The following is a 16,381-nucleotide window of genomic DNA, read 5'->3' as shown; positions in this document are numbered from 1 at the left end:
GCCGTTTTAACACATGCTTTATTACCTATTATAGTGAGTATATTATACCAAAAGATTCTCTTATTTGTCATTAAAATATTTTTTCACTTTATAAAAGCAATAATAAAATTGAATAAGAAATTAACCCCGTACAAAAGGCCAGTAAGCTGCTTTCTCTTTCTTCCGGCAACTCTTCTTTTAAGACATTCAAAATAACGCCTCCAACTAAGAAAGCCGTGAGCATTGAGATTATCCATTCATGAACTTCAGTAAAAGCTCCGATTCCCCATCCAATCAAAATTGCAGCAGCTAATAGCCACCTGCCGTATCGATCGTAATCTTCTAGATGAGTCGCACGCAACCCTTTGTCATTCGTTATAAAGTGCACACCCATCGCAATAAAAAACAATGTCATACCCCAAGAATTTTCGTACTCTTCTCTGACCAATAAATAGCCAATGATACCGTTGTAAAGTGTAAAAGAGACAATATGAAGCCAGAAAACACCTATTGCCGCTTTCGGTTTTTCTACATGCTTGCTTTTCTTTTTTGAGACTTTAACTGAATTTTCCAAAGCATAAAAAACCACTAAGCCAATCATAGCAATTAAATAGATATGACTCTCTATAAAAAGTAGTCCACTGTTTTTAAGCTCTCCTTGTAAATTCTTTTGAAAGACACTCAATTCTGGCAATAAATGCAAAAAAACATAAGCAACCGATATTCCACCTGCTACTGAGAGGAAACGACTTCGCGGCAACACTTTCATTAGCTTTAAGCTTTTTGAAAATAGATGAATTGAAACAAATCCAAGAGCAAAAATAAAACTCAGCCAAATCATCTGCAAACTCCTTCCTGCACATTTTACATCTATTTCAAGATAGTCTTTATTTTATTAATGTCCCCGTAGACGAATACAACTAAACTAAGACCATTAAATGAAATAAAGGAAAGCGCCCGAGAAGGCGCTTTCCTTTTATACCAGTTTCTTTTAAACTTGTGCTTTCTCGCTATGTTCGATGGATAATTCACGCAGCTTAAATTTTTGTATTTTCCCGGAAGCTGTCATTGGGTATTCTTTCGTGAATTCAATATAGCGTGGAATTTTATGGCGAGAAATCTTCCCTTTACAATAAGTTCTCAACTCTTCCGCACTGAGTTGCTCATCTTCTTTTAAAATAATCCATGCCATCAATTCTTCTCCGTATTTTGGATCCGGCACACCTATTACCTGAACGTCTAACACTGACGGATGCTGGTAAAGAAACTCCTCAATTTCACGTGGATAAATATTCTCTCCTCCACGAATCACCATATCTTTTATCCGACCTGTAATGTCGATATAGCCTTCTTCATCTTCAACCGCGATATCACCGGTATGAAGCCACCCTTCCGAATCGATGGCCACTTTTGTGGCATCTTCATTTTTATAGTAACCTGACATCACATGGTAGCCTCTAGTACAAAGCTCTCCCGGCATGCCTATTTCCACCGTTTCCCCAGTTGCTGGATCAATGATTTTCACTTCTACTCCGGCATGCGGCTTACCAACTGTCGACACTCGCTTTTCAATATCATCATCGGCTCTTGTCTGAGTAATTACTGGAGACGATTCTGTTTGTCCGTAAGCAATGGTAATTTCAGACGCACCCATATCATTGATAACTTTTTTCATCACTTCAATCGGACATGACGAGCCTGCCATTATTCCCGTCCTCAATGTTGAAGTATCAAACGACGAGAATTCCGGATGGTTTAACTCCGCGATGAACATCGTCGGTACTCCATGAAGACCTGTACATTTCTCGTCCTGTACCATTTGCAAAATACGTTTTGGTTCAAATTGCTCCGCAATGACCATTGTCGTGGAATGCGTGACTGCCGCCATTGTTCCGAGAACACAGCCAAAGCAATGAAAAAATGGTACAGGAATACACAAGCGATCTTTTTCCGTTAACGCCATCGTATCGCCAACTATTTTGCCATTATTGACGACATTCAAATGAGTTAGCATAACACCTTTCGGAAATCCTGTTGTGCCGGATGTATATTGAATATTGATGACGTCATCAGGATTCATCGAATCGAAGCGTTCTTCAAACTCAGCATCACTAACTTTTTCAGCAAAAGCCTCGAATTCTTGCCACGTGTAAATTCCAGGATAATTGTTATTGCTCATGACAATTACCCGTTTAAAATGCGGCAGCTTAGTACTATTGATTTGTCCTTTTTCAGCGGTCGCCAATTCTGGGCATACCGTTTTTAAAATATCTATATAACTCGTTCCTTTAAACTCTTCTCCTAATATTAAAGTCGTCGCGTCCGACTGATTCAATAAATATTCAAGCTCGCTCGATTGATAACTAGTATTGACGGTTACCAATACTCCCCCCATTTTACCTGTGGCAAACTGACTCAACAGCCATTCACGTTTATTGTCTGACCAAATGGCGATATGTTCTCCTTTTTCAATCCCAATGCCCATAAATGCTTTTGCTAAACGATCTGTTTCTTCGTCAAATTCTTTATACGTTTTTCGGATCCCATGCTCCGGATAAACGTATGCCTCCGTCTTTGGATTTTTTGCAGCTTGTTCTTTTACGATTTGACCAACTGTCTTATGTAAAATACTCACAATGCATCCTCCTAGTTGAAAACGTTTTCACTCAACTTTATATTATCACAAAATTCCCAATTAACGGAACTTAATCGGTATCGAAAAAAGACGGGCAACTCGCTCTTACGTATGCTGCATGATAAACTAAAACCATTACACAGAACGGAAGGGATCGACAATGGACTTACAAAAAATGCACGATCAACTAGCAGAACGAATTTTAGATAAACAACTTGTTTCAGCCACAATTAGCCAACCCCGGTTAAAGTCAAGTGACGTCAAACGAATCAAGCTAAAACCCGTTGAAATAAAAAAAGATTATTTCATTCAATTCGAATACCAACATGAACATGTGTTAAAACACGAAAACTTATCTCCAGAAGAAACTGTAGCGAAATTAACTTCCTTATTCATCGATTTTCGACAAGCTCTTTTTCAATTTACAGAAGAAAAAGTTCAAATTCAGCTGTCGAAAAAATCAAAAGTTAGCTGGAAAACAGAGCAAACGGGCACTCAAAAAGTTGAACTTTCGCACAATCGTAAAAAGCAGTATTTATTAGAAGATGGCGTTCCATACCCATTTCTTGTGCGCCTTGGTGTTCAAAATTCAGATGGCAAAGTCAAAAAGCAGAAATACGATAAATTTCGCCAAATCAACCGCTTTATCGAATTTATCGATGACACGCTCGCTTATTTGCCGCAAGACCGTACCGTCCGTATTCTTGATTTTGGTTCTGGAAAATCCTATTTAACTTTTGCACTTTATCATTATTTACGCATCGAAAAAGGCTTGGACCTCCGAGTTACCGGACTCGATTTAAAAAAAGAAGTAATCGAAGAATGCCAGCAGATTGCCCAAGACTTGCGCTATGAGCAACTTGAATTTCTAGTGGGTGACATTAACGATTATAATGACGAATCCGCAGTAGACATGGTTGTCACGTTACACGCATGCGACGTAGCAACCGATATGGCGTTATCACGTGCCGTTAAATGGGATGCCAAAGTCATCTTGAGTGTTCCTTGCTGTCAGCATGAATTGAATAGTCAAATCGATGCACCTGAACTCGGCATTATGCTTCAGCACGGTCTGATAAAAGAACGTTTCAGCGCACTGGCTACCGACTCAATTCGTGCAGAACTGCTATCGCTTGTTGGCTATGAAACGCAGTTAATGGAATTTATCGATATGGAACACACCCCTAAAAACATTTTGATTCGCGCCTATAAAACCGGTAAAAAACCGAGCACCGGACAATTTGAACGTTATCAGCAATTCACTTCTTTGCTGTCAGCTAAACCCTTTTTAGAAAACGAATTAAAGGAGTACCTATGAAACGAAAAAATTTAGTTAATGGCATTATTTTAGCTTTTTCCGTCGTGTTGATCCGTTTTATCGACGTGCGTATTTACGATATGAACTTGGTTGTTACGCTACTGATTTTAGCTGCTCTTATTTACGGAGCCATGCGAGTGGTCGAACGATTTCCATCACTTGATCAGCCTGTTAGCAAACGTTCTTCGTATATCGTGAACACATTAGTCATTATCTCTATCTTTCTGGCATTCTTTATATTTAAGCTATAAAAAAAACTGACTCGGGATCTCCGGGTCAGTTTTTGTTTATCCATGTTGTTATCGCTTCTACTACTTGGTCTTGTTGCTCAATTGGTGTGATTTCGGCTGAATTATCACCTTTTTGTTCACCATATAAACCAAATTGGGCGTGATTGCCACCTTCTATTTCTACAAAAGAACGATCTTTAGCAAACAATTGTTTACTATCTTCAATATCTTGAACTTTGGATAAGCCATCCAATTCACCGTAAATCGACAGCATCGCTAAATCGCTTTTCGAAAAATCACTCGTAGGATACGAACCTAAAAAATACAGTCCCTTAAGTTTTCGGGATGGGTCTTCTGCATAAAAAGAAGCGGCGACGCCTCCTAAAGAATGACCGCCAACGAACCACTCTTCTACTTCTGCATGTTCGTCAATGACGTCATCTGCCGTTCCAGCACCCAGAATTCCAAAATTCAATGGCAGTTGAGGGATCGATACAGCAAAGCCTTGTTCACTTAAAGATTGACCCAAATAAGCATAAGCTTCTTTTTCAACTTTTGCCCCTTGATAAAGGATTATTCCTTTACCGTTTGGCGATCCCGGTTGAAAAAACAGGCCTTCTTCATCTTTTTCAATTGCAGTCAAATCCACATTTTTAGTTAGCACAGCACTCGGGCCATAATCAAATTGAGCATAAATGATAAAACCAACAACGACAATCACTAGTAATGCCAAAACACTTACCACAATACGCAGCAGCCATTTTTTCATCGAATCACCTTATCGTTGTGCATATTAATAAGCCAACCCGACACGGCTTTGAATAAATTCTTTTGAGTTCAGTTGACGATAAGCAAATTCTGCCGTATCTCCTACTGTTATTTCTTTGCCTTCTAAAGGCAGGAAATCTTTTTCTGTCCGATAATTGCCACGTGCTTCGCCGTCTGGCAAATAGGTAGGGCAAACAATTGTCCAGTGAAGAGATGTTTTTTCAAACAAGCGGTAAACCGCTTCGTGTTCTTCCGCGGCAAATGTCATTTTGCGTTTTGAGTCGCCACCTTCATAGCGAAGAAGCCCTGGACTCAATCGGCTATTTAAAATTCCAGCCGTTCCAATGGAAATGATTCGTTGAACATTATTTTTCTCCATTAACTTGACGATTAAAGGGGCAGCGTCTGACAAAGTGGTCGTGCGGTCTGTTCCAATCGCACTGAAAATAGCTGTCGCGCCTGCGATTGTTTTTTCAATGTCTTCCGCATTTCGCACATCGCCAATTACCACTTCCAAATTCGGGTGTGTTTCTAGTTTTTCTGAACGAACCAATGCTTTTACTTCGTGACCATCTGCTAAAGCTCGTTTTAGAATTTCTCCTCCAACGCGGCCTGTGGCTCCAAATATCGCCAGTTTCATTGCTTTCCCTCCCACAATTCCTGCTAAATGTTCAAGTTATTTAAAGCGATAGCCTTTTTTCGCCAATACTTCTTTTAAATCTTGACGATGTGGCTTGCTAAGGAATTGAGTCATTTGCTGTGTCCACGTAGCTGATTTTTGGTTTGAGCCGCGGCTTTCATAATAAGATTGAATTGTCTGGTCGTATTCTGGCAATATCGTTTCGTATTTAGCTTCATCGTATTCATTTTCATGTAAAATGGCTTCAACTGGCAAACGTGGTTTCACTCCATTCGCTTCATTAGGAACACCAATGGTTAAGCCGTAAACAGGAAAGACGCCTTCAGGTAAACCAACTAGTTCACTAATGGCTGCCATATCATTACGAACGCCACCAATATAACAAATGCCATATCCTTTAGACTCTGCAGCAAGTGTCAAGTTTTGTGCTAACAGACCAACATCTGTTACAGCTACTAGTAAGTTTTCTGCTTGATCAAAGACGATGTCTTGTCCATGCAATTTCCCTGCGTGCTGCAGTCGATTATAATCTGCACATAACAGAAATACCGCTCCCGCTCCTTCCATTTGTTTCGCATTTTTCGATAGCTCGCCTAATTTTTTACGTTTTTTTGGATCCGTGACCCAAACGATTGAATAGGCTTGGACAAAATGTGAAGTGGCAGCGTGTTGTGCTGCTTCTATAAGTTCACTAACTTCCTCCCGCGTTAATTGTTTTTCTTTATAATCACGGACAGAAGCGTGTGCTTTCATTAATTCGATTACCATTCTATTGTATCCCCTCTCTGTTTGTTTCTTCTATCCTACCAAATTCTTCCCCACGATACTCTTATAGTGATTTTTGCTACAATAGAACCGATAGAGGTGAATAATTTTGAAAAATGTAAAGACCGCTTTTTCCATTGTGTTTCTATTGGTTACTGGCGTTTTTTTATTTATATGGATTGAAAACGAACTAGCATTTCGTGAAGATTTGGAAAATCGCCCTTTGCCTTCTGGCTTGCATCCCATCGTAGAAGAAAAGCGCGATTTACTGGTAACTAGAGCTGCTGAAATAGGTATTGATATTTTAATAACAGATGGCTATCGTTCCCCCGAAGAACAAGAGGGCTTGCACAATCAAGGACGTAATATGCCTGGCGCTATCGTTACTTATGCAGCAGCTGGTGAGTCTTATCATAATTATGGTTTAGCCATTGACTACGCATTGAGACTAGACGACGACTCTGTAGTTTGGGATATAGAGCGAGACGACAATGGCAACGGTAAAAGTGATTGGTTTGAAGTGGCAGCTATTGGAAAACAGTTAGGGTTTGATTGGGGAGGAGATTGGCAACGTTTTAAAGACTACCCTCACCTTGAAATGACTTTTGGTTTGTCGATTCGTGATTTGCAAAAAGGGTGGCGTCCAGAAGATAAAATTGAGTGACTTTTCTGTAACGGATATATCCTTTGTTTCGTCTGATTTGTAAAGGAGGCACAATTGTCATGAAAACTTTTTCGATTGCAGGAATTATTGGTTTGGCTTTATTGCAATCCGCCTGTGGAACTGATTCAACACCACAGGACGACTTAACCGACTTTCATGTAACGAGCCCACAAGCTGAAACAATAGAAGGCGACTTTACTTATCGTTTAATAACAGAGAAAGAACAGTATACAGAAGGTGAGAATGTAGAAGTATATGCCGAGTTGGAATATACCGGCGAGTTGGAAAGCATTGAAATTTCCCATGCCGCTTCCCCTTTTCATTTCCCGATTTACGAAGAAACAAGAAATTATTCTGTGGCATATGCCATGAATGAACCGTTACTGATTACAGTATTAACAAAAGGCGTGCCTATAAAAGAATACTATTCAGGCAGCGGTGGATACAGCACTGAAGACGATGATGCTTATATTGAATTTGTTCAACATATCTCAGACAATAAGTTTCCTTTTGGTTATTATAAAATGTCCGGATATGCAGATTTTTTCATCGAAAACACTGATGACTCTAAAACGTTCTATAATCTCAATGCGTTAATTGATTTTAAAGTGAGTAAATAAAAAAGCCGATAACATCTCCAGTCGGAGAACTTATCGGCTTTTGCTATCGGTTTTATTTGTGTTTACAAGCTCTTCTCTACTCTTCCCCGTGTGCCCAGGTAATACGCGGGTCAACTTGCCTTGTCATGCGAACCATAATTGGTTGAAAGCCCATTCGCGGCCAGAAATAGGACGCTAACTGATTTGCTGTACGCCAATCCGCATAAATATAGTCAAATCCTTGGTTTTTCATTTCTTTAAAACAATGGTTTGCTAATGCACGCCCAACGCCTCTTCCACGAAGCTCTGGGTTTGTTGAAGCTGCTGGCAGTTCTACACATTTCTCCGGAATCACTAAACTTAATCGCTCTTCTTTCCGAAAATACACATGGAATCCAGCAATTCGATCTCCTTGGTCGGCTAACCATAAATAAGCGGCTTGGTCTTCTGCCAATGCTTCATAGCTTTCTTTAACATTTTCCAACGTTTCTCGTGTGATAGGTAACCAAGAAGGAGCTGTTGACTGATGAATACTATTCCACATGGCCATTTTCTTTAAGAGTGGTGAATCTTCTTTGCTGCCTTTACGAAATTCCAACTTCGGAATAGTGCCGTTTGTAGCTTCAAAATGATTTAGTGAAAGAACTCCATATTTTTGGTCAAACGCAAATGATTGATCTAGCCATTGGTCAATGACTTTTTCGTCGCCGAGAGGTGCCATCAACATATGTTGGAAATAGCCATGCTTAATCCATTCAGCGCCCGCATTTGCATACAATAGTCTTAACAGTCGCGGATGTTCATGTTCGCTAATGGAGATTGATTCGTAGTCCATCCAAACATAACGCCCGTGTCTGGCGTCTTCTTTGAATTCATACAGCAAATAACCAATAACATCAATTTCTCTAACTGCTACAATGCCATTAATATAAGGACGTTTTAATACATTTCGCAATACTTCTTCTGCGTCATCGATTTCTTCAAATCTTTCAGGTAGAAAGTTAAAAATTTTCCGTTCTCGTTCGTGTCGCTTTGCTAGCAACACAGACATTTGCCGAATATGCTTTTCTTCCATTCCCATAATTCGAATCATCCACAATCACTCCTCCGAATGAAGTTTCACTTCCAATATCGCGTAATTTCCAACGTGTGTCTTTTCACCAAATCGAACAGGAACTGGTTCTACAAAGATAGGACCGTCGACGATGATTGTATGGAATTCCCCTTTTTCACCACAAGCGTCAACACCTTCCGCTTCTAGCTCATCGATTAACTCATGTGTAAACTCACGCCCTAAAAAGTGTTCGTCTAGTCGACTTGTATCGACAACAGTTATGACCGACTTAAATCCTTCTTCGATTAACTCTTTCAACAATGATTTGCGTGGTTCTTGCCAAAGCGGATGAAGGACGCCCATTTCTGCTTCAGAGCTAACCTTTTCGACCCAGTCTAAATGATCTTGCAAATCGATATCGCCATACACACCCATCTCAATACCTTGCAATTTAAAGGTTTTTAGCTGTTCGATAAATTCTCTTTCATATCCCGACCAACTAGCTTTACCAATAATTAAAGGCAAACCCATACGTTCAGCTTGCGCTTCCATTACTTCAATGGGCAAGCCGTGTGACCGTGATTTAGTTCCGTCTTCTTCGAACATTGTAAATAACGCTATCGGTACATGTCCTTTTAATACCGCTCGGTAATAAGCAAGGGCTGAATCTTTTCCACCACTCCACGACATAACAAATGATTTTTGCATAATACACCTCTTTATTTTGCTGTTAATGTAACTAGTTCGCCATGGCTAGATCAAAACCCTTTTACACGGCGTCATTTTGAAGTGGTTCAGTTGTTCAGCATGCTGTTTTAAGCGTTAAAGTTTTCGTTCTCTCTTTGTGAATCTGTAATTGTTGGCGCATTTTCTGTTTAATACACTAAAGCATAGGGGAAACTTTAATAAAGACAAAGGAGGCATATCCATGCAGCAACATAAATTATATATAAACGGCGAGTACACAGATTCTGCAGGTACCGAGTGGATCGACATCATCAATCCTTCAACTGAAGAAACTATTTCACAAATTCCTAAAGGCACGAAAGACGACGTTGACCGCGCAGTAGACGCTGCATTCCAAGCACAAAAAGCTTGGGAGCTCACACCTAATATCGAGCGCGGTAAAATTGTTCGCAAGCTTGGTGATAAAATTGCTGAAAAACGTGATACATTTATCGACCTGTTGCAGGAAGAACAAGGGAAAAGTTACGAATTGGCTAGCGGAGAAATCGACCTTGCCATAGATTATTTTCACTACATGTCTGAATGGGCAAGACGTATCGAAGGTGAAATTTTACCAAGCGATCGACCAAACGAAAATATTTTTGTTTATAAAAAACCTATCGGTGTTGTAGCTGGTATTATTCCATGGAATTTCCCAGTCTTCATCCTTGCTAGAAAAGTAGCAACAGCTCTTGTAACTGGCTGTACGATTGTCATTAAACCAAGCCAACAGACACCAAATACTGCCATGGAATTCACTAAAATCATTCACGAGATGAGCGAGCTCCCAGCAGGTGTCTACAATGTTGTAACCGGCACGGGTTCTGAAATCGGCAATGCTCTTGCATCGCACGAAAAAGTTCAAATGGTCACTTTGACAGGTAGCGTTCCAGCAGGAACAAAAGTAATGGAAGCCGCTGCAAAAAATATTACAAAAGTCAATTTGGAATTGGGTGGTAAGGCGCCAGCCATCGTTACTCAAAATGCGGATCTTGACTTAGCAGCTAGAGCCATCGCTACTTCTCGTTTGGCAAATAACGGACAAGCCTGTACAAATGCAGAACGCGTCTATGTTCACGACAGTGTAGCAGATGAATTTACAAGCAAGCTTATCACTATTTTCGAATCAAAAGTAATGGAAAATCCACGTCTGAACAAACAAGCTGACGTAGGTCCACTTGTTAGTCAGGATCGACTTGATACTGTTCACGACATGGTCGAAACAGCAATCTCAGAAGGAGCTACTGTCGCCATTGGTGGTGAGCGTGATAAGAGTCAATCTGGCTTTTTCTACAAACCAACTATCCTGACGAACGTAGAGCACGATTCAACTATTATTCGTGATGAGATTTTTGGCCCTGTCTTACCAATCACAACGTACAGTACATTACAGGAAGCAATTGAAAAAGCCAATGACACGGAATTTGGCTTGTCGTCTTCTGTTTATACAGCCGATTTAAACGAAGCGATGCAAGTCGTAAACGAAATGAAGTTTGGTGAAACTTATGTGAACCGCGAAAACTTTGAAGCAGTCCAGGGCTATCATGCGGGCATGAGAAAATCTGGACTTGGCGGTGCAGATGGCAAACACGGACTGGAAGATTTCCTCGTCACACAAGTGGTCTACATGCAGTATAAGAACAACAACTAGAGATATCGCTTGAACGCAAAACCCCCACTTCCTTTTTAGGAAGTGGGGGTTTTTAATACGTTTTCCTTATTTTCCTACCATGTTTTCTGGTTTAACCCATTCATCAAACTGATCAGCAGTTAAGTGTCCGCTTTTTACAGCTGATTCTTTTAACGTTGTACCATCGTTGTGCGCTTGTTTCGCAATCGCTGCCGCATTTTCATATCCAATATGTGGGTTTAATGCTGTAACCAACATTAAGGAATTGCTAACGTGGTTTTGAATAATATCAAGGTTTGCCTCGATACCAATTGCACAATGATCGTTAAAGCTATTTAAGCTATCTGTCATAAGGCGGACAGATTGTAAGAAGTTATAGGCAATAACGGGTTTAAAAACGTTCAACTCAAAGTTCCCTTGGCTTGCAGAAAAGCCGATTGTTGCATCGTTACCCATTACTTGAGCTGCAACCATCGTCAATGCTTCGCTTTGCGTTGGGTTTACTTTACCTGGCATAATCGAACTTCCTGGCTCGTTTGCAGGAATGGTAATTTCGCCGATTCCGCTACGTGGACCACTTGCTAACCAACGTACGTCGTTGGCAATTTTCATTGCATCTGCAGCTAATGCTTTAATCGCACCGTGCGTGTAAACCATTTCATCGTGGCTTGTTAGTGCATGGAATTTGTTTTCTGCAGAAGTGAAATTAGTACCTACAGCTTCGCTAATGAATTCAGCAACTGAAGGACCAAAAGTTGGATCAGCATTAATGCCTGTTCCTACTGCCGTACCGCCGATTGCTAATTCGCGCATATACTCAACGCTTTCACGGATCATGCGCTCACTCTTCTCAAGCATATGTCTCCAACCACTAATTTCTTGCCCTAATGTTAGTGGTGTTGCATCTTGTAAATGAGTGCGTCCGATTTTGATCACTTCGTCAAATTTCGTCGCTTTTTCATCTAATGTTGCTTTCAACTTTTGAACAGCAGGGACAAGGTTTTCTGTTACCGCCAAAACGCCTGCAACGTGCATCGCAGTTGGGTACGTATCGTTAGAGCTTTGAGACATGTTCACATCATCGTTTGGATGAAGTTTTTCGTCAGAATTTTGTTCTGCCAAAATTTCGTTTCCGCGGCGCGCTAGAACTTCGTTCATGTTCATATTAGACTGAGTGCCGCTACCTGTTTGCCATACGACTAATGGGAAATGATCGTTCCATTTGCCTTCAATTACTTCGTTTGCAGCAACTTCTACAGCTTTCATCTTCGCTTCAGATAATTTCCCAAGTTTATGGTTAGCTTTAGCCGTCGCTTTTTTCAGTTGGGCAAAAGCCATAACAACTTCATGCGGCATACGCTCTGTACCAATTTCAAAGTTCTGCAAGCTGCGCTGTGTTTGAGCACCCCACATTTTATCTGCTTCAACTTGAATTTCACCGATGGTATCTTTTTCTGTACGATACTGCATTCCATTCACTCCAATTCTGATATATAAGTAACCTTCTCTTCTATTATAACCATATTCATCGCTCAAAAAGTGATTTTTGTGGTTATAAATCGCTGCTCCTCTTACTGAAAAACTCTTCAATAATTGCTTCGTCAGAATGCGGAATATATTCTCCTTTGACGATTTGCGCACCGTTAATTGAACCGCTAGATAACAAAATAATATCTTCTGGTCCACTTTCCTTTAAAGCTGCTACCACCGCTTCACGCCGCGAATTAGCTGTGATGACTTGTTGTTTGTAAGGCACTGTGAAGCCTTTTAACACAGCATCAATGACAACGCTCGGTTCATTATCTCCGGGGTGATCCACAGTTACGACAAGAACATCTGCTTTTCCTTCTGCTGCTTTCGCCATTTTCGGCATTTTCGAGAAATCCCGTATCCCGATTCCTGCGATCAACGCAATCAATCGATTATGCGATAATTTTTTCACTTCATGTAGGACCGCTGATAACGCAACTGGTGTATGAGCGTAATCCAAAATAACTTTTCGGTTTTCAGGACCTTGAATTACTTGGAAACGTCCTTCGACTTGAGACATTTTTGGCAAGACAGCTATAATAGCTTTAATATCTTGACCTGATAAGAGAGCTGAACCAATCGCTGCTGTTAAGTTGGCTGCATTGTATTCACCGAAAAGAGGTACATGAATTGGCCAACGTTCCCCTTGGTAATACAGATCAAATTTCAATCCTGTATCAGAAGACTCACAGGCGGTCCAAATTAAATCTGCACCAGACTCTGGTCGACTGCTGTATGTTAAATGAGGATAACTGATCACTTCTAATATTTCTTTTGCCATGCCTTCATCATCTATATTGACGACTGCGGCTTTAGATTGTTTGAACAACATTAACTTAGACTGAAGGTAATGCTCAAATATCTTATGATATTCCAGATGTTCTTCTGAAATATTCGTGTGAATCGCTACATCAAAACGAATTCCTTCTACTCGCATTTGGTCTAAAGCAATAGAAGAAACCTCCATAGCTACTGCACGGTCTCCTTCTTCTACAAACCTTGCAAATATTTTGTGGAGGTCAGATGAAATCGGAGTGGTAGGCGTACTCTTATAGAAGGGAATCTTACCATCCATTCTTAAAATCCCGGTTGTCCCGATAAACCCACAGCTGATTCCAAGAAGATTAAACAAATTATAAACATATGTAGCTGTCGTAGTTTTTCCGTTTGTTCCTGTAACACCCACTTTGATCAATTTTTTTTGAGGTGAACTATAAAAGAAATCGGATAGGTAAGCAAGTGCTTCACGAACATTCGGTACGACTGCAAAAGAAAGATCCGGATGCTTTTTTGCGTATTCAGCCAATAAAGACTTATTAGACCCGATAATTGTTGTCGCTCCGTTAGCAATAGCTTCACCGATATACAAATGTCCATCGGTATTTTCTCCAGGCACACAAAAGAAAGCGCAATCCTGGACAACTAATGTTGAGTTGTAATCGATTGAAGTAATAGTTGAATATTCAGGTCCGAATTGTAAAGTAATAGGGAAAAAGGGGATGTTTCTGAGTTGTATATCCATTAAAAGGCTCCTTATTGAAAATTATGTCAAATACCTATGGTTTCACAGGAACGTGTATCATTATTCTATCATTTACCTATGCTTGCGGAAACACTTTTAAATTAATCTTTCTGAAATGACATTCTTTTCTATATTTTTCAGAATACGAAAACCCTACCTTCAAAAACATTTGAGGATAGGGTTTTATATTTCCTTTAATTTTCAATTCTCGTTAACATCTGACCTGCTATTTCAAACCCCATTTGCCCGCTTTTCTTTCCCCCTATATTTCAGGACGCACAGACTTTCACATACACAATATCCTCGCTCACTTCGACAATCATTACTTTTTCGTCCTTAGCAATTGCTTCATTGTTATAACCCGTTGCTGACTTCGAAATCACCCCTGAATAGGTTTCGATTACCACTTCTCCACACCCACCGCCAGGAATTGGAATGACCACCTTGGCCAATTGCCCAGGTAGCGACTCTTCTGAATGTATAGTTGAGGCGGAAGAAACTGGCAATAAAATGACAAAATACAGTAAAAGATCTAATATAGCCGCAGCCAATACAACCATCACTAAAACTGACCATTCGTTAAACTCTGTCGCTGTTTCCAACAGGAAACCAATCGCAGATCCAAATGTAAAAAAGGCAAGGATGACAATTGGGTTGAATATTGGCCAAGTACCTTTAAACTCTGTAACTTCTCCGAAAAAAACGCATAGGACCGTTAATGCTCCTGCTGCGAGCAAAGTATACATATAGAGTTGTTCCATCGGCATACCAAACTCTCCCATTCCAAAACCTCCCATTCTAGTAAAACGTTTTCCATACCACTTATTAGTACGCTAAACTTCACAAGAAGTTTCAGAATCATAGAAATACACAAAAAAAACCCATCCTTATTATAGAATGGGTTTTGCAAATTGAAGTTCGTGGAAACCATGTACGAGTTGAAATCCAATTCCTACGTATCCTTCGCTGAGCAATTGTTTTTGTTTTTCCAAGTCATCCAATTTCACTGTAACATGTCCGGTATATTGTACATCCGTTTTCTCCAAGTCTTTCATCAGTATATATCGCTTTAAGCCTTCATATTTTTCCTTTAAAGCTGCAATATGCATTGACTGAGTAAACTTATCTTTCAAACTTGGAATATTCATTGGGGCGACAGTGCAACAAATATAACGGAACTTCACTTTAAGGTTAGGTAATTCTTTCATAATGACTTCGGCCAATTTCTGTTGAAGACGATTTCCACGATATTCAGAAAGTACTACTGAAATTTCTTGATAAATGACTTTCCCTAACTCTTCTGGTGGAAGTCCGATATCCCACCCTAAATGTTCTTCATCAATATCAGGGATTAACAATGCTCTAAAACCAATCAACTCATCTTCAACAAAAGCTCCTACCATGAGTCCTCGTTCGTTTAAGATAAACAAGAATTCTTCAGTTGTTAAAGCTTGTAGCGAAGCCTTTTCAGAAATAGACTTCATTACTTTTGCTTGAACTTGTTCAATTATAGGTAGGTCTTCCAAATACAAGCGCTTCATAGAAAAAGGTAGCTTTTTATGAAGCACTTGATTCGTAATCGTGCCTTCATACAGCAACGTCATCACTCATTCTCCTCCGTCTGTTTATGTAGCTTTAGAATACCACTTCCATCTATGAACGTCTGTAAGTTTTTCAAATTACTCATTAATTAAAAAATATTCATGAATGTAAATCATTTTTTACAATTACTTCATTAAAAAACTGATCTATTTCTTTTTGGTTGCGTAATACAACAACTTGATTGTTCGGATTTTCTTCTTTAAACTGCTCTATTCTTTTGCTCATCTTTATTTTTCTTTCATAATATGTAGAAACAATAAACTTTAAGAACGCTTTGTCCAACTTTTCCGGACACCCTTCTCCTAAATCGGGACGAGTTTTCCCGTGATAGATGATTCTTCGTTTAACTACACGATACAAACAAATGATTAAAGGAAGCTCTAAGTAAATGATGGTGTCTGCTCTTTGCTGCCGAATACTGTAAGTGCTTGAATAGTTCCCTTCAATAATCCAATGCTCTTTCGCTACGAGCTTTCGCTGTTGAGCAATAAATTCTTCTTCACTGTTTTCCACCCAACCAGGCTTCCAAAAATACGCATCCAAATGATAAACTGGGATCGCCGTCTTATCTGACAAATTTCTTGCAAAGCTTGATTTACCAACGCCAGCAGACACTCCGAGCACCATGATTCTGTTCATACCTCGTCACCCCTTACCCCATTTTTCTATAGTTTTTTCTTTATCATACACAATCGATTCAACCCATATCAAAAAGAATA

Annotated in this window: 17 protein-coding genes; 5 read left to right on the top strand and 12 right to left on the bottom strand. The window is 39.8% G+C overall.

The genetic code is table 11. The features are described from left to right. Positions 1 to 88: 88 nt before the first annotated feature. Together BBI08_RS02195 and BBI08_RS02190 are read right to left on the bottom strand one after the other, a co-directional pair. Positions 89 to 820 (bottom strand): hypothetical protein, encoded by a 732-nt coding sequence (locus BBI08_RS02195; RefSeq protein ID WP_065528446.1) that lies wholly within the window; start codon positions 818 to 820, stop codon positions 89 to 91. A gap of 150 nt (positions 821 to 970) precedes the next feature. Then, positions 971 to 2,614 carry an AMP-binding protein gene (locus BBI08_RS02190; protein WP_008498730.1) on the bottom strand — a complete coding sequence of 548 codons (1,644 nt, stop codon included), beginning with the start codon at positions 2,612 to 2,614 and terminating at the stop codon, positions 971 to 973. A 160-nt stretch (positions 2,615 to 2,774) separates the two neighbouring features. On the opposite strand from BBI08_RS02190, the gene BBI08_RS02185 reads away from it, so the two are divergent. Both BBI08_RS02185 and BBI08_RS02180 read left to right on the top strand, forming a co-directional pair. Further along, positions 2,775 to 3,932, top strand: a complete 1,158-nt coding sequence (locus tag BBI08_RS02185; protein ID WP_065528445.1) for a class I SAM-dependent methyltransferase — start codon at positions 2,775 to 2,777, stop codon at positions 3,930 to 3,932. Beyond that, entirely contained in the window at positions 3,929 to 4,183 is a 255-nt protein-coding gene (locus tag BBI08_RS02180; protein ID WP_008428155.1) for a hypothetical protein, read from the top strand. Before BBI08_RS02185 ends, BBI08_RS02180 begins: the two co-directional genes overlap by 4 nt. 25 nt (positions 4,184 to 4,208) lie before the next feature. Here the strand turns inward: BBI08_RS02180 and BBI08_RS02175 are convergent, their stop codons facing one another. Genes BBI08_RS02175 through BBI08_RS02165 form a run of 3 tightly spaced genes read right to left on the bottom strand, consistent with a single transcriptional unit; the run spans position 4,209 to position 6,338 of the window. Beyond that, a complete protein-coding gene (locus tag BBI08_RS02175) occupies positions 4,209 to 4,931 on the bottom strand; it encodes an alpha/beta hydrolase (protein ID WP_008498729.1) in 723 nt (240 codons plus the stop codon). 24 nt (positions 4,932 to 4,955) lie between these two features. Beyond that, the gene (locus BBI08_RS02170) at positions 4,956 to 5,570 is read right to left on the bottom strand and encodes an NAD(P)-dependent oxidoreductase (RefSeq protein WP_040851102.1); all 615 of its coding nucleotides are present in this window, start codon (positions 5,568 to 5,570) and stop codon (positions 4,956 to 4,958) included. 36 nt (positions 5,571 to 5,606) lie between these two features. Further along, positions 5,607 to 6,338, bottom strand: coding sequence for an NADPH-dependent oxidoreductase (locus BBI08_RS02165; protein WP_065528444.1), 732 nt, complete (start codon positions 6,336 to 6,338; stop codon positions 5,607 to 5,609). A 106-nt stretch (positions 6,339 to 6,444) separates the two neighbouring features. On the opposite strand from BBI08_RS02165, the gene BBI08_RS02160 reads away from it, so the two are divergent. Next, on the top strand, positions 6,445 to 6,999 hold the full coding sequence (locus BBI08_RS02160) for a M15 family metallopeptidase (protein WP_008498727.1): 555 nt from the start codon (positions 6,445 to 6,447) through the stop codon (positions 6,997 to 6,999). A gap of 59 nt (positions 7,000 to 7,058) precedes the next feature. Then, positions 7,059 to 7,619, top strand: a complete 561-nt coding sequence (locus tag BBI08_RS02155) for a hypothetical protein (RefSeq protein WP_008498725.1) — start codon at positions 7,059 to 7,061, stop codon at positions 7,617 to 7,619. A gap of 76 nt (positions 7,620 to 7,695) precedes the next feature. Here the strand turns inward: BBI08_RS02155 and BBI08_RS02150 are convergent, their stop codons facing one another. Together BBI08_RS02150 and BBI08_RS02145 are read right to left on the bottom strand one after the other, a co-directional pair. Then, complete coding sequence (locus tag BBI08_RS02150; RefSeq protein WP_008498724.1) at positions 7,696 to 8,691, bottom strand: GNAT family N-acetyltransferase; 996 nt, start codon at positions 8,689 to 8,691, stop codon at positions 7,696 to 7,698. Positions 8,692 to 8,697: 6 nt separating this feature from the next. Then, positions 8,698 to 9,360, bottom strand: coding sequence for a Dph6-related ATP pyrophosphatase (locus tag BBI08_RS02145; protein WP_008498723.1), 663 nt, complete (start codon positions 9,358 to 9,360; stop codon positions 8,698 to 8,700). Between the two features lie 220 nt (positions 9,361 to 9,580). On the opposite strand from BBI08_RS02145, the gene aldA reads away from it, so the two are divergent. Beyond that, positions 9,581 to 11,029 (top strand): aldehyde dehydrogenase, encoded by a 1,449-nt coding sequence (gene aldA, locus BBI08_RS02140; protein WP_008498722.1) that lies wholly within the window; start codon positions 9,581 to 9,583, stop codon positions 11,027 to 11,029. Between the two features lie 66 nt (positions 11,030 to 11,095). Here aldA and fumC read toward each other — a convergent pair whose 3' ends face one another. From fumC to BBI08_RS02115, 5 genes are all read right to left on the bottom strand, one after another. Then, a complete protein-coding gene (gene fumC, locus BBI08_RS02135) occupies positions 11,096 to 12,478 on the bottom strand; it encodes a class II fumarate hydratase (protein ID WP_008498721.1) in 1,383 nt (460 codons plus the stop codon). An 82-nt stretch (positions 12,479 to 12,560) separates the two neighbouring features. Beyond that, positions 12,561 to 14,060, bottom strand: a complete 1,500-nt coding sequence (locus BBI08_RS02130; RefSeq protein WP_040851100.1) for a UDP-N-acetylmuramoyl-L-alanyl-D-glutamate--2,6-diaminopimelate ligase — start codon at positions 14,058 to 14,060, stop codon at positions 12,561 to 12,563. 269 nt (positions 14,061 to 14,329) lie between these two features. Beyond that, the gene (locus BBI08_RS02125; protein WP_008498719.1) at positions 14,330 to 14,842 is read right to left on the bottom strand and encodes an NfeD family membrane protein; all 513 of its coding nucleotides are present in this window, start codon (positions 14,840 to 14,842) and stop codon (positions 14,330 to 14,332) included. Between the two features lie 108 nt (positions 14,843 to 14,950). Continuing rightward, a complete protein-coding gene (locus BBI08_RS02120) occupies positions 14,951 to 15,664 on the bottom strand; it encodes a hypothetical protein (RefSeq protein ID WP_008498718.1) in 714 nt (237 codons plus the stop codon). A 97-nt stretch (positions 15,665 to 15,761) separates the two neighbouring features. After that, entirely contained in the window at positions 15,762 to 16,301 is a 540-nt protein-coding gene (locus BBI08_RS02115; protein ID WP_040851099.1) for a P-loop NTPase family protein, read from the bottom strand. Positions 16,302 to 16,381 lie beyond the last annotated feature (80 nt).

This window comes from Planococcus halocryophilus (assembly GCF_001687585.2).
GTDB classification, from domain to species: Bacteria; Bacillota; Bacilli; order Bacillales_A; family Planococcaceae; genus Planococcus; species Planococcus halocryophilus.
Note: the sequence above shows the minus strand (reverse complement) of the source record. Positions and strands in the feature narration are given on the sequence as shown.